This is a genomic window from Flavobacterium sp., assembly GCF_046296355.1.
Classification (GTDB): domain Bacteria; phylum Bacteroidota; class Bacteroidia; order Flavobacteriales; family Flavobacteriaceae; genus Flavobacterium.
On record NZ_JBKBLM010000002.1, the window covers coordinates 148,386 to 162,469 of the forward strand.

General features: G+C 37.1%; 12 protein-coding genes. 8 read left to right on the plus strand and 4 right to left on the minus strand.

Translation table 11 applies throughout. The annotated features are described in order from the left end of the window. Window positions 1-122: 122 nt before the first annotated feature. From ACK4HO_RS02630 to ACK4HO_RS02650, 5 genes are all read left to right on the plus strand, one after another. Entirely contained in the window at window positions 123-2,891 is a 2,769-nt protein-coding gene (locus ACK4HO_RS02630) for a carboxypeptidase-like regulatory domain-containing protein (RefSeq protein WP_409662179.1), read from the plus strand. 159 nt (window positions 2,892-3,050) lie between these two features. Continuing rightward, a complete protein-coding gene (locus ACK4HO_RS02635; protein ID WP_409662182.1) occupies window positions 3,051-4,211 on the plus strand; it encodes a hypothetical protein in 1,161 nt (386 codons plus the stop codon). Window positions 4,212-4,312: 101 nt separating this feature from the next. Next, window positions 4,313-4,624, plus strand: coding sequence for a T9SS type A sorting domain-containing protein (locus tag ACK4HO_RS02640; protein WP_409662185.1), 312 nt, complete (start codon window positions 4,313-4,315; stop codon window positions 4,622-4,624). Window positions 4,625-4,728: 104 nt separating this feature from the next. Further along, complete coding sequence (locus ACK4HO_RS02645) at window positions 4,729-6,456, plus strand: T9SS type A sorting domain-containing protein (RefSeq protein ID WP_409662188.1); 1,728 nt, start codon at window positions 4,729-4,731, stop codon at window positions 6,454-6,456. Between the two features lie 91 nt (window positions 6,457-6,547). Beyond that, window positions 6,548-7,528, plus strand: a complete 981-nt coding sequence (locus tag ACK4HO_RS02650; protein ID WP_409662191.1) for an acyl transferase — start codon at window positions 6,548-6,550, stop codon at window positions 7,526-7,528. Here ACK4HO_RS02650 and tyrS read toward each other — a convergent pair. Further along, a complete protein-coding gene (gene tyrS, locus ACK4HO_RS02655) occupies window positions 7,521-8,813 on the minus strand; it encodes a tyrosine--tRNA ligase (RefSeq protein ID WP_409662194.1) in 1,293 nt (430 codons plus the stop codon). The genes ACK4HO_RS02650 and tyrS overlap by 8 nt on opposite strands. Before the next feature lie 198 nt (window positions 8,814-9,011). On the opposite strand from tyrS, the gene ACK4HO_RS02660 reads away from it, so the two are divergent. Next, the gene (locus ACK4HO_RS02660; protein ID WP_409662197.1) at window positions 9,012-10,004 is read left to right on the plus strand and encodes an NAD-dependent epimerase/dehydratase family protein; all 993 of its coding nucleotides are present in this window, start codon (window positions 9,012-9,014) and stop codon (window positions 10,002-10,004) included. Between the two features lie 5 nt (window positions 10,005-10,009). On the opposite strand, the gene ACK4HO_RS02665 is transcribed toward ACK4HO_RS02660, so the two are convergent. The 3 genes from ACK4HO_RS02665 to ACK4HO_RS02675 are packed head-to-tail and all read right to left on the minus strand — an operon-like array spanning window position 10,010 to window position 12,475. After that, window positions 10,010-10,387 (minus strand): DUF4296 domain-containing protein, encoded by a 378-nt coding sequence (locus tag ACK4HO_RS02665; RefSeq protein WP_409662200.1) that lies wholly within the window; start codon window positions 10,385-10,387, stop codon window positions 10,010-10,012. Window positions 10,388-10,397: 10 nt separating this feature from the next. Continuing rightward, entirely contained in the window at window positions 10,398-11,738 is a 1,341-nt protein-coding gene (locus tag ACK4HO_RS02670; protein ID WP_409662203.1) for a dihydroorotase, read from the minus strand. Window positions 11,739-11,749: 11 nt separating this feature from the next. Next, window positions 11,750-12,475, minus strand: coding sequence for a polyprenol monophosphomannose synthase (locus ACK4HO_RS02675; protein WP_409662206.1), 726 nt, complete (start codon window positions 12,473-12,475; stop codon window positions 11,750-11,752). Between the two features lie 107 nt (window positions 12,476-12,582). Here ACK4HO_RS02675 and ACK4HO_RS02680 point away from each other — a divergent pair, with 107 nt between their 5' ends. Beyond that, window positions 12,583-13,257, plus strand: coding sequence for a DUF4271 domain-containing protein (locus ACK4HO_RS02680; protein WP_409662208.1), 675 nt, complete (start codon window positions 12,583-12,585; stop codon window positions 13,255-13,257). Between the two features lie 10 nt (window positions 13,258-13,267). Beyond that, entirely contained in the window at window positions 13,268-14,017 is a 750-nt protein-coding gene (locus ACK4HO_RS02685) for a uroporphyrinogen-III synthase (RefSeq protein WP_409662266.1), read from the plus strand. Window positions 14,018-14,084: the final 67 nt, after the last annotated feature.

Here is a 14,084-nt window from a genome sequence, read left to right on the forward strand (position 1 = left end):
GAGTTAACGGTAATTTAATGTGTTAACAATTTGGTAATAGTAAAGGAACAAAAAGGTAATAATGAAGTAACACGACCTTTACAATGCGGTAGTTTCTTTGCACCAAAATTAAACAAGACAAAATGAAACTTAAATTAATTGTTACTTTTTTACTTATCAATGTAATTGGATTTGCACAAGGCAAAGGAACTATCACAGGAACATTAACAGATAAAGATTTAAACAACGAGCCTTTACCTTTTGCTAATGTAGTCATTAAAGGAACTAATATAGGTGTTACAACGGATGAAACCGGAAAATACACTCTTGCTGTTGAAGCCGGGATTTACACCATCCAATTCAGTTTTTTAGGGTATGAAACCATCGAAGAAAAAATTGAAGTAAAAGCCGGAGAAACACTTACTATTAATAAAGCGTTAGGCTCAGGAAGTTACCAATTGCAAGATGTGGTTATTCAAAATACGGTTAGCCGTGAAAAAGAAACCGCTTTATTACTGGAACAGAAAAAAGCAGTTGAAATCAAACAGAGTATTGGCGCACAAGAAATGTCGAGAAAAGGAGTTTCGACTGTAGAAGAAGGATTGACCAAAATCTCCGGAATTTCTAAAGTAGAATCAAAAGGTTTATTTATTCGAGGATTAGAAGATCGTTACAATAGTTTATTGTTGAATGGTTTGGCGGTTCCTTCTAACAGTCCGTTTAAAAAAATTATCCCTTTAGACCAGTTCCCAACCGATGTTGTAGGTTATATGGATGTTTATAAAACCTTCAACCCAGATATTTATGGCGACTTTGCCGGTGCTACTATTGATGTTATTACTAGCCAAACACAAGAAAGTCAAACCAAATTGAGTTATGGTGTAGGTTACACGACCAACAATAATGGCAGCGATTTTTTACTTTCTACCGATGCGGATAATACGAAAAGCTTTTTCGGATTTGGCGGACAAGAACGCAAATTGCCTTCAGGTTATGGTCCTAGTCCTAGAGGAAGAATTGAAAACGACTATAAATCAAGTTGGGATGTAAACAAAACCACAGCACCTTTAAATACTAGCTTTGGTGTAAGTCATTCGGGGAAATTTTATTTAGGTAAAGAAAAAAATAAATTGAACTATGTATTCGCTACCAATTTTGACAACTCTTATCAAATCAGAAAAGGAGTTGACAGAACGTTCTCTCAAGGGCAAGGGATTTATGATAATAATTTAGTAAAAGAAGAATACAAATTTCAAACACAATCCTCTATATTAGTTGGTTTACAGTACAAAACAGACCGCATGAAATTATTGTACAATACTTTGTACTTAAAATCAACCGAAAATTTAATACAAGACCAAGTAGGTTACACCAGAACTGCAGTAGACAATCCAAGCGAATTTATTCGATTGAACCAATATGAGCAATCTGATTATTTTTCAAATCAATTTTTTGGAAACTACAAGATTACGAGTGACGACAAGCATTCGGTAAAAGGAGGTTTGTCATATACGCGAACCAAATACAGCCAACCGGACAGAAAATTTATCACCGGAACAAAAATCAGCGATACAGAAATCAACACCCAATATGGTAGTAACAACTTGTTGCGTCAATTTTTTAACATTGATAACAATTTCCACTTATCAGGTAATTTAGAGTACAACTATAAGTTTGGTAAAAACGAAGACAAAAAGCACAAATTCTCTTTTGGATATAATGGTTTTGCCGAATATATGGTTTCCAAATTCCGATTTACTTTTGGAGTACCAAATTCCGGTGCTACACCATACGATGTAGTTGTAAATGAAATCGACCAAGCTATTCAGGATGATATTGCAAGTAACTTCTTGTCATTTACAGAACAATCTTCTGCTGAGTGGAAAACCAAAGTAGCACAAAGAGCAGATGCTTTGTACACCAAATTGTTATTCAACTTCACTGAAAAATTAGAGTTGAATGTTGGACTTAGAGCCGAAAACACTATTCGTGAGTACAAGTACAAATCGATTCAGGATCCAATCAGAAATCCGTACAGAAAGAAAAACAATGAAAATTTGTATATCTTACCGTCTGTCAATGTTAAGTATGAAGTAAATGACAAGAGTAATCTTCGTTTAGCGGCTTCAAAAACTTATACCAAACCGGTACTTTTTGAAAGCTTAGACATCAACTTAATCAACGCTGACGGAACCACTGAAAGAGGAAACTCCGATATTGAAAATAGTGAAAATTACAATATTGACTTGAAATTTGAAGTATTTCCAACCAAAAATGAATTGTTTGCCGCTACTTTATTTAGCAAATACATAGACAATCCGATTGAAAGAACGGTTCAGGCCAGTGCTACCGGAAGTGGACAAACCATTACCTATTTCAACAATAAAAGCGCTACGCTTTTTGGAGCTGAGTTCGAATTTCTTGTTCAATTGAGTCGTTTGAATAAAAACCTTGAAGGTTTTTCATTCGGAACCAATACCTCATTTATGCTAACAGAAGCCACCGTAAACAAAAATCGTGATGGTTATTTTGACACTTTTGAAAAAAGAAAATTACAAGGAGCTTCAGGTTGGTTAATCAATTCCGATTTAAAATATGAATTCCTTTTTAATCCAACCTGGAAAAACACCGCTTCACTAGTCTACAATGTGTATGGTGAAAGAATTTACGCTGTCGGTGTTGCCGGTAATGATCATATCTATGAAAAACCGTTTCACAAATTGGATTTTGTTTGGGGAAGTAGCATCAATAAAAAATGGGACATAAAATTATCTATAGACAATATTTTGAATCCAACCTACAAAAGGTCATTAGGAGACAACAGTGAGATTAGCATTACCGAATCCTCGTTACTTTTGGAAAGCTACAAAAGAGGTGTCGGATTTTCAACAAGTCTATCTTACACATTCTAAAATTAGAAAGAACTCTCCGGAGTTCTTTTTTGTTTATAATTAGGAAACATTGTATTTACAATTAAATAATTAATCGATAACTTTTATATAATGATAACCAAACATTTAAAAAACACGACTGCCGTAGTTTTGTCAAAACAATTTAAAACACAATTTAAAATGAAAAATTTATTTTTAAGTCTTACCATCTTATCAACATTATTTGTTGGATGTTCAACTGATGACGATGAGGGAACGATTCAACCCGTAGAAGGAGAATTAACCGGATCAATCACTACAAATCAAACCTATGCTTTTGGGAATTATACTTTGAATGGAATTATAACTATCGAAAACGGTGTTACAGTAACTTTTGATGCAGGCTCAACCATTACAGCTAATGCAACTGATGGTGTTGATGCTATTGTTGTTAAAAACGGTGGTAAATTAATCATGAACGGAACAGCTGCTCAACCTATTGTATTGACAGAACCTTCAGGAACGCCTGGTTCTTGGGGTGGTATCATCATGTATGGAGATGCTCCAATAAACGGTGCCGGAGGTGTAACTACAAAAACCTCTGAAGATGGATTAAACCTTTCTTATGGCGGAACAAACGCTGCCCACAATGGTGGTACTTTACGTTATGTAAGAGTAGAATATGCCGGAAAAAAGATTACTGACGGTACAAGTGAAATGAATGGTTTTTCATTTTACTCTGTTGGAACCGGAACAACATTAGACCACTTAGTATCTTACAAAGGTGCTGATGACGGTTATGAGTTTTATGGTGGAACTGTTAGTGCTACCAACCTAGTTTCTTATGGTAACTACGATGACTCTTTCGACTGGCAAGACGGTTGGAGAGGGCAAAACAATTCAAACTGGTATGCTTACCAAGTGGGTACCGGAAATTTTGGAATGGAAATTGAAGCTTCTAATAATAATAACGCTTACTGGCCGGTAATTTCTAATATTACTTTAGTAAGAGCTGCCGGAACAGTTACTGAAGGCGGATCATCTGCTGCAGAATACGATGCTATCCAATTCAAAAAACAAGGAAATGGCGATTTTACTAATGTTTTGATTTCAGGATATACAACTGCCAATTCGACAGCCGTTAGAATTCAGGATGCCGGAACCAACACAGACCAAGTAAACGGAAGCAAGATAAAGCTAACTACTGTAAAAATTAATGATGGAACTTCACAGTTTGCAGGTGCAGGAACTTTAAGCGTTGCTTTTCCAACCGGACAATACACAACAAGTGCCAGTGCAACTGGAGCCAGCATAACAGCAGGAATTTGGGCCACTGTTAACGGAACAACTTTGATTCCTTAATCATAAAAAAATCTAATGAATCCCTCAATAACAATTGAGGGATTTTTTTTGGTACAATATTTGAAATAATTTTATATATTTGTAATAACCAAATTAGAGTCATGGCTAGAAACTACTTTTTAACAACATTATCTTTCTTTTTGTTCTCACTTGTGTCTTTGGCACAAGACGGAAAACAACAAGGAGAAACTCTTGGTTTTTATCCAAATCCTGTAAGCAACGGCAAGATTTACATTACCTCTAAAACTTCTCTTGATAAAGAGATACTTATCTTTGATGTCTTGGGAAAAAAAGTGTTCCAAACCACTATCTCTTCTAAGGAATTAAACATTACTTCTATACCTCCGGGTGTCTATATTATCAAAATTACTGAAGGCGAAACTACTACAACTAGAAAACTAATTGTGAGATAGTTAAAATTTAGCTTTTTAAGCTTTATTTAATCATTTTTTTACATTCTTTATTTTAGGCTAACAAATATTGTCATTATATTTGTAGGCTAATTAAATTTAAAAAAATGAAAAAAATCTACTCTTTATTATTTTTTGTTGTGACTTCCATGTCCTTTGGACAGGCTTCTGACCTTTATTTCAGCAAGTATGGAGAAGGCTCAAGCAACAACAAATTCCTTGAAATTTACAATGGAACTGGTGCGCCGGTTGATTTGGCAGACTATTCTATTGAACTGTATACTAATGGTTCTGCAACCGTAGGCAACACTCAAACCTTTGCTGCCGGAACTATTATTGCTGCCGGAGATGTTTTTGTCTTAAGAAACGGATCTGCGGCTAATGCGGCTATTATTGCAGCAGCAGATATTACTTCTTCTACTTGTAACTTTAATGGTGATGATGCCATTGTTCTTAAAAAACTTGGAAACATACTTGACGTTATCGGTCAGGTTGGAGTAGATCCGGGTACTGCTTGGCCTGTTGGTTCAACTGCAAGCGGAACTCTTGACCATACTTTAATCAGAAAATTAACTATTTGTTCACCAAACCCTACCAACTTAGCTTCTTTCGGAACTGACGATGCTACTTCAGAGTGGACTGTTTACGGAATTGATGCTGAACTTGGTCAATTAGGAGCTCATGTTGGTTGTTCTACCAACCCAAGTTTACTAATTTCTGCTCCGGCTAACAATACTGTATTTTCTCCTGAAACTACAAGCGTTAACATTAGCGTTGCTGTAAATAATTTTGCTGTGGCAAACGGAACAGGTGACGGTCACATACATTACACAATTAACGGTGGAGCTGAAGTTATGAAATATGACACAACCCCAATTGCATTACCAACTACTCCGGGAACTTATGTAGTTTACATGGAATTAGTTGACAATGCTCACAACCCAATTGTTCCTGCCGTAAATGCTACAACTACTTTTACAGTTGCTGCATATAATGTTGTTGCCAATTTGGCTGCTCTAAGAGCAGACGTTATTACAAACGGTACCGGTAAATATTACCAAGTTAGCAGCAATCCGGTTATTACTTATGCCAGAACAACCAGAAATCAGAAATACATTCAAGATGCTACAGCTGGTATTTTAATTGACGACAACACAACTGTTATTGCAACAGCAATGGTTGCCGGTGACGCTATCTCAGGATTAAAAGGTCAAGCTTCGTTATTCAGTGGTGTATTACAATTGTTGCCAGCAGCGAATGCTACTGTTGCTTCATCAGGTAATGTTGTTACTCCGCAAACAGTAACCATAGCAGATCTTCTTTCAAGCGTTGAAACTTACGAAAGTGAATTAGTTCAATTAAGCAATGCTTCTTTTACAACAGCAGACGGTACTTTGCCTTTCACTACAAGTGCTAACTTTAACTTAAACGACGGCAGTGGTGATGTTGCTTTCAGAACTATTTTTGCTGAAGCCAATTACATCGGTCAAGTTGTTCCTTCAGGACCAAATAACATGGCGGTTTTAGTGGCAGAATTCAATACTGCTGTACAAGTTGTTGCCCGTTCATTAGCCGACTTAACCCTAGCGTCTCAAAGCTTCGAAATCACTGGTTTAAAAGTTTATCCAAACCCGGTTGTTAACGGAACGTTGTTCATCGAAACGGCTGCAAACGCTGAAAGAACAGTGACTGTTTACGACCTTTTAGGAAAACAAGTTTTATACACTACCACTTCTGAAAACGCTATCAATGTAAGCAACCTAAATGCAGGTGTTTATGTAGTTAAAATTACTGAAGAAGGTAAAACTGCTTCTACGAAATTGGTTATCGAATAATCAATCTTACTCATACGAAAAGCCCTGTCTTGTTCTAAAAAACAAAATAGGGCTTTTTTATTTTCCTTACTTTTGCCAAAAAAATTATTCCTTGGTCAATCCACAAGACATATTCACGATTTCTTCCCAAAAGCAATTTGAAAAAATAGCGCTAAAGGTTTTTCGTTACCAATATGAAAACAACTTAGTCTATCGTGAGTTTTGTGATTTTCTGAATACCGATGTTCAAAAAGTAAAATCATTACCACAAATTCCGTTTCTGCCGATTCAGTTTTTTAAAAGCCATGATGTAGTTTCTAATACCGATGTGATTCAGGAAACTTTCACCAGCAGCGGAACGACCGGAATGATTACCAGCAAGCATTTAGTAACCGATGTTACGCTATACGAGCAAAGTTATCGCTTAGCGTTCTCCGAATTCTATGGCAATATCGAAGACTATGCAGTTTTGGCTTTGCTTCCATCCTATTTAGAACGTAGCGGTTCGTCTTTGATTTATATGGTCAAAGATTTAATCGAATTGTCCAATAATGAGCACAGCGGTTTTTACCTGCACAATTACGATGAGCTAATTTCGAAACTGATTGAATTGGATAATTCCGGGCAAAATGTGATTCTAATTGGCGTGACTTATGCCTTATTGGATTTAATTGAGCAACAAAACTTCCAACTCAAAAACACCATCATCATGGAAACCGGCGGCATGAAAGGCAAACGAAAAGAAATCATCCGAGAAGAATTACACGAAATATTGTGTAAAGGTTTTGGGGTTGCCAGCATCCATTCAGAATATGGTATGACCGAATTACTTTCACAAGCTTATTCCTTAGGCAACGGTATTTTTGAATGTCCGGCATGGATGCAAATTTTAATCCGCGATACCGAAGATGCTTTGACTTACGTAAATTATGGCAAAACAGGCGGCGTGAATGTGATTGACTTGGCGAATATCAATTCGTGCTCTTTTATCGCCACGCAAGATTTGGGCAAAAAACAGCCCAACAATTCTTTCGAAATATTGGGCCGCTTTGACAATTCTGATATCCGAGGTTGTAACCTGATGGTTATATAACCTTGATTAAATAGTAATTCTTCTTTCCCTTTTGCAACATCAAAAACTGACCGTTGATTAAATCCTTTTCAGTAACTAAATAATCCGCCGCTACTTTGTCTTTGTTTAGCGAAATCGAATTCTGTTGCAACTCGCGACGCGCGTCACTATTCGAAGCCAAGAAACCTGTCTTAGCCGAAAGCGCCGCAATCATATCCAAACCATTTTCTAATTCTGCCATTTCAACTTCCGCTTGTGGAACGCCTTCAAAAACTTCTAAGAAAGTCTTGGTGTCCAACTTTTTCAAATCATCCATAGTCGGACTAAAAAATGCTCCCGAAGCAAAAACGGCTTTCTCCAACTCTTCTTTACCGTGCACAAAAGTCGTAACTACTTCCGCCAAACGTTTCTGCAACACTCGCAAATGCGGCGCTGTTTGGTGTGCAGCAATTAATGCATCAATCGCTTCTTTATCTAAAAACGTGAAAATCTTAATGTATTTCTCTGCGTCAACATCAGTTGTATTCAACCAAAATTGGTAAAATTTATATACCGAAGTCTTATCCGCAGTCAACCAAACATTTCCACCTTCGGATTTCCCGAATTTAGAACCATCTGCTTTCGTAATTAACGGACAAGTCATAGCATAAGCTTTCGCTCCTTCGCCATTCATTCTGCGTACTAATTCGGTTCCCGTGGTGATATTACCCCATTGGTCACTTCCACCCATTTGCAACAAACAGTTGTGCGCTTTATACAAATGATGAAAATCATACCCTTGAATCAATTGGTACGTAAACTCCGTAAAACTCATTCCTTCACCTTCCGCGCTCAAACGTTTCTTCACCGAATCCTTTGCCATCATGTAGTTTACGGTAATTCTTTTGCCCACATCACGTGCAAAATTGATAAACGAAAAATCCTTCATCCAATCATAATTATTCACCAAAATCGGTGCATTTGCCGCAGTCGAATTGAAATCCAAAAACCGAGACAAAACCGCTTTAATTCCAGCCACATTTTTCTCCAAAGTTGCTTCATCCAACAAGTTTCTTTCATCCGATTTTCCCGATGGATCACCAATCATTCCCGTCGCGCCGCCAACTAAAGCAATTGGTTTGTGCCCAAATTGCTCTAAGTGAACCAACAAAATTATCGGCACCAAACTCCCAATATGCAACGAATCACTCGTTGGGTCAAACCCAATGTAAGTCGTGGTCATTTCCTTTAAAAGTTGCTCCTCAGTTCCGGGCATCATATCGTGAACCAAGCCACGCCATTGCAATTCTGCTACTAAATTTCTCATCGTGTAATCAAATTTGCGCAAATATAATGAGAATTGATTATTTAGGAGCGAAAGGCTCGGGATTTATCAGTAATCCGTGTTCCTGCTTTCCGCACTACGCGGTAGTCGCTACAATCAGGGCTAAAAGAAAGTCTTTTCGCTTACTTGGAAACTCAAAATAATTTCTAATTCGTAATTTCTAATTCGTAATTTCGCTAAATGATTTTAGTCACAGGAGGAACAGGTTTAGTTGGCGCACATTTGCTGCTGCAATTGGCAGAAAATGAAGTGGGCATTCGCGCCATTTACCGAAATAAAAAATCCATTGACAAAACCAAATCGCTTTTCCGACTGTACCAAAAAGAAGCTTTATTCAATAAAATCGAATGGGTTGAAGCCGATATCATCGACATTCCGTCTTTAGAAATTGCTTTTCAAAATATAGAATACGTTTACCATTGCGCTGCCTTAATTTCGTATGACCCCAATGACGAAGACCAACTCCGAAAAACCAACATCGAAGGCACGGCTAACATTGTTAATTTCTGTTTGGCTTACAAGGTCAAAAAACTTTGTCATGTTAGTTCGATAGCCGCTTTGGGCGACTTAAAACCTCACGAAAAACAAATCACCGAAGAAACAGAATGGAATCCCGAAGCGCCACACAGCGATTACGCCATCTCAAAATACGGTGCCGAAATGGAAATTTGGCGCGGTCAACAAGAAGGTTTACGAGTAGTCATTGTCAATCCCGGCGTGATTTTCGGAACAGGCTTTTGGGAACAAGGAAGTGGTGTTTTCTTTACTGCGGTAAAAAAAGGATTTCCGTTTTACACCAAGGGTTCCACCGGCTATGTCGGCGTGATCGATGTGGTTAAAATCATGATTCAATTACTGAAAAGTGACATTAACGGCGAAAGATTTTCCCTGATAGCTGAAAACCTGACCTTCAAAGAAGTAATTTATACCATAGCCGAAAAACTAAAAGCCAAAAAACCAAAAACAGAAGCCAAACCTTGGATGCTCGCCATCGCCTGGCGTTTGGATTGGTTCGTCGCAACGGTTTTCAGAACCAAAAGACAACTGTCTAAATACAGCGTTAACGCCATATTATCTGATGATATTATCTCTAATGACAAAATAAAAAATGCTTTGAATTTTGAGTTTCAAAGCATTGATTCGGTGGTTCAGGAAGTGACCGATTTCCGTTAAAAAAATTATTTTATTTGAGGGATATCAGCATCTGGCGGGCCGTTAGTTGGCGTGGTAACTCCTCCGACTTTTTTGGTTTGCTCGTCCAGCCTGCTTTTTACTTCTTCAAACATTTTTTTGTATTCTTCTACATCTGCAGCATAGTACTTATTGCTTTGGACCAATTGAATACTATCGATTTTATATTTTTTGTAAAGATAGGCATTGGCATTTTCATTACTAATTCCACCATTGATGTTCTGAGACTTGATGGCTTCAAGTAAAGAGAGATCGTACAATATGTTGACCATCTTGTCTTTATCAATCAGATTTTTGGGTTTCTCAATAGTATCATTGCATCCCATTAAGGATAGCAACAAAAAAAACAAAACACTTCTCCTCATCTTCCTTATTTTATCTGTCAAACAACAATCGTTTTCCAACAGGCTTTTCACTTACTTTAAAATTCTTGTAAACCAATTCCCCATTGACAAAAGTATGGGTAATTCTCGATTTAAAATTATAGCCTTCAAATGGTGACCAACCACATTTGGCCAAAATATTTTCCTTTTTCACGTTCCAAGGCAAACCGGTATTGACCAAAACCAAATCGGCATAATAACCTTCTTTGATAAACCCACGCTTCTCAATTTTGAAAATCTTCGCCGGATTGTGGCACATTTTTTCAACGATTTTCTCGATCGAAATTTTACCTTGGTGAGCGGCTTCAAACATAGCAACCACTGCGTGTTGTACCAATGGTCCGCCAGATGGTGCTTTCAAATAAGATTGTTTTTTTTCTTCTAAAGTATGCGGCGCATGGTCGGTAGCGATAACGTCAATTCTGTCATCTAAAAGTGCTTTCCACAAAGCGTCTCTGTCTTCAGCCGTTTTTACCGCCGGATTCCATTTGATTAAATTGCCTTTGGTTTTATAATCGGCATCAGAAAACCACAGGTGATGTATACAAACTTCGGCCGTGATTTGCTTTTCTTCTAACGGAATTTTATTGGTAAACAAATCCATTTCCTTTGCTGTAGAAAGATGAAAAACATGTAATCTTGCTCCGGTTTTCTTAGCCAACGCAATCGCTTTGGAAGAAGACAAATAACAAGCTTCTTCGCTTCTGATTAAGTGATGACATTCGACCGGAATATCTTCTCCGAATTGGAGTTTGTATCGCTCTAAGTTGGCTTTAATGGTCGCTTCATCTTCACAATGCACTGCAATCAGCATTTTGGTAGATGAAAATATTTTCTCCAAAGTTTCCTCATTATCCACCAACATATTTCCCGTTGACGAACCAAGAAACAACTTGATTCCGGCCACATTCTTCGGATTGGTTTTTAAAACTTCCTCCAAATTGTCATTGGTGCCACCCATCATAAACGAATAATTGGCATAGGAAGTCTTGGCTGCAATTTGGTATTTGTCTTCTAAAAGTTCTTGGGTAACCGCATTGGGAACTGTATTGGGTTGTTCGATAAATGAAGTAATGCCACCGGCAACAGCAGCCCGACTTTCGGAAGCGATATCGCCTTTGTGAGTAAGTCCGGGTTCACGAAAATGCACTTGGTCATCAATGGCACCGGGAATCAGATAACTGCCTTCGGCATCGATGATTTTACAACTTGCAGATTTGGCGCTGATGCTTTCGGCTATTTCGACAATAAATTCGTTTTCAATCAAAACATCGCCTTCAAAAACCTTTCCTTCATTTACTATTTTGGCATTCTTAATTAAAACGGTATTCATTTTTGGGTATTTTATAATCGGTTTAAAAACTTTCTTAATCTCAGCGAAATAACGCCAAAGATGGCTTCTTTGATAATGGCGCCACTCATTTTGGATTGGCCTTTGGTTCTATCGGTAAAAATAACCGGCACTTCTTGTATATTAAAATTCTTAGCAATAGCTCGGTATTTCATTTCAATTTGAAAAGCATAACCAATGAACTTTATGGCGTCTAAATTTACTTTTTCCAACACTTCACGGCGGTAACAAATAAATCCGGCGGTGGCATCCATGATTTTCATTCCGGTTATCATTCGCACATAAACAGACGCAAAATACGACAATAACACTCGGCTCAACGGCCAATTCACCACATTTACTCCGGTCACATAACGCGAACCGATGGCCAAATCGGCACCGTGATTATGACAGGCTTCGTATAATTTTTCCAAGTCATTTGGGTTATGAGAGAAATCGGCGTCCATCTCAAAGATGTATTGGTAATCATTTTGCAATGCCCATTTAAAACCGTGCACATAAGCTGTTCCTAATCCGGCTTTTTTCTTTCTTAAAGCCAAAAACAATTGGTTTGGAAATTCCTTTTGCAACTCAATTACCTTATCAGATGTCTTATCGGGTGAATTGTCATCAACGATTAAAACGTGAAAAGATTTTGATAAAGCAAAAACCGCGCGAATAATGCTTTCGATGTTCTCAATTTCGTTATAGGTAGGAATAATTACAATGCCGTCGCTCATATAGATATAGTCATACTTCGATGCAAAAATAAACTTTTTATCAGCGCAGATTCTTAATAATTATATAATAATTTAACAAATAAAAAATTAGTAATTTTGTCGGGATTATGATTGAAACCGTTTTATCACCGAGAGTTTTAGAAGCCAAAGATTGGGCCACCTTTCTTTTCGTTTTTTCGTTTGCTTTGATTGCCATTACCCGAACTGCCTTTGAAACCAGATTCAATGATTTTCTGAGGATTTTAGTTTCGGACAAATACATTAAAGTATACAAAGACACCTCTCATTTGATGAGTGGATTTACCATACTTTTATTTATTGTTCAAATCATTTCCTTTTCTTTTTTCATCCAAATAATCCTGAGTCATCTGGGCTATGTCTCTAAAACGGATTGGGTATTGTTTATTCGGATTTTTACTTTCTTCGGCGTTTTTGTGCTTTCTAAATTTTTGATTGAAAAGATTATCGCCACTACTTTTAACATAGAAGAATTCTCGGAGCAACTCAATTTACAGAAAGTAAGTTACAGAACGTTTATAGGATTGCTCTTGTTGCCGATAAACATTTACCTGTTTTATAACGATAACTCATCAAATGTTTTGATTTTTTGCGTTATTGGTGTCATTTTAATAATAAACTTGTATTCTTATCTGGTTTCGTTGAAGATTTATCAAAACTTAATCATCGGGAAGTTGTTTTATTTTATTTTGTATCTTTGCGCACTTGAAATAGCCCCGTACTATTTCATCTATTATATGATTACAAAAAATTTAGCGCATTAAAATGTCAAATTTGAAAGTGAAAACAATTCTGGTGTCACAACCGGAACCAAAAGTGGAGAATTCTCCTTATTTTGAATTACAACAAAAACATAAGGTAAAAGTTGATTTCCGCTCGTTTATACATGTAGAAGGAGTTAGTGCAAAAGATGTTAGGGCTCAAAAAATTGACCTCAACAACTACACAGCAATAATTTTGACCAGCAGAAATTCGGTAGATCACTTTTTCAGAGTGGCTGAAGAGATGCGTTATAAAGTCCCTGAAGATTTAAAGTATTTTTGCCAATCGGAAGCGATTGCTTTTTACCTACAGAAATATGTAGTGTACAGAAAGCGCAAAATATATGTGGGCCAAAAAGACTTCGTTGATTTATCGCCACTAATCAAAAAATATAAAGAAGAAAAATTCTTGTTGCCGGCTTCAGACCAGTTAAATTATGACGTGCCGCAAACACTAAACAATTTAAAAGTAGATTGGACACAAGCGACTTTTTACAAAACCGTGATGAGCGACTTGTCTGATTTAGCCGATGTATATTATGATGTTTTGGCTTTCTTTAGTCCAACCGGAATCAAATCACTATTCAAAAACTTCCCGGATTTTCAACAAAACAATACCCGTATTGCTGTTTTTGGAAGTACAACTCAGAAAGAAGCTTTGGAACACGGATTGCGCATTGATATTTTAGCGCCAACACCAGAAACTCCATCGATGACAATGGCTTTAGAAAAATACATTGCCGAAGCCAATAAAGGAAAATAGATTTAAAATATATTCACTGAAAATCCTGTTAAGTTCATTAGCAGGATTTTTTTTATGCCAATAATGT

Bases quoted from the DNA above. Each gene is read 5' to 3' on its own strand.
- tyrS (WP_409662194.1), bottom strand. From the start codon at position 8,813: ATGAGAAATTTAGTAGCAGAATTGCAATGGCGTGGCTTGGTTCACGAT.
- ACK4HO_RS02635 (WP_409662182.1), top strand. From the start codon at position 3,051: ATGAAAAATTTATTTTTAAGTCTTACCATCTTATCAACATTATTTGTT.
- ACK4HO_RS02630 (WP_409662179.1), top strand. From the start codon at position 123: ATGAAACTTAAATTAATTGTTACTTTTTTACTTATCAATGTAATTGGA.
- ACK4HO_RS02670 (WP_409662203.1), bottom strand. From the start codon at position 11,738: ATGAATACCGTTTTAATTAAGAATGCCAAAATAGTAAATGAAGGAAAG.
- ACK4HO_RS02680 (WP_409662208.1), top strand. From the start codon at position 12,583: ATGATTGAAACCGTTTTATCACCGAGAGTTTTAGAAGCCAAAGATTGG.
- ACK4HO_RS02675 (WP_409662206.1), bottom strand. From the start codon at position 12,475: ATGAGCGACGGCATTGTAATTATTCCTACCTATAACGAAATTGAGAAC.
- ACK4HO_RS02645 (WP_409662188.1), top strand. From the start codon at position 4,729: ATGAAAAAAATCTACTCTTTATTATTTTTTGTTGTGACTTCCATGTCC.
- ACK4HO_RS02665 (WP_409662200.1), bottom strand. From the start codon at position 10,387: ATGAGGAGAAGTGTTTTGTTTTTTTTGTTGCTATCCTTAATGGGATGC.
- ACK4HO_RS02660 (WP_409662197.1), top strand. From the start codon at position 9,012: ATGATTTTAGTCACAGGAGGAACAGGTTTAGTTGGCGCACATTTGCTG.
- ACK4HO_RS02640 (WP_409662185.1), top strand. From the start codon at position 4,313: ATGGCTAGAAACTACTTTTTAACAACATTATCTTTCTTTTTGTTCTCA.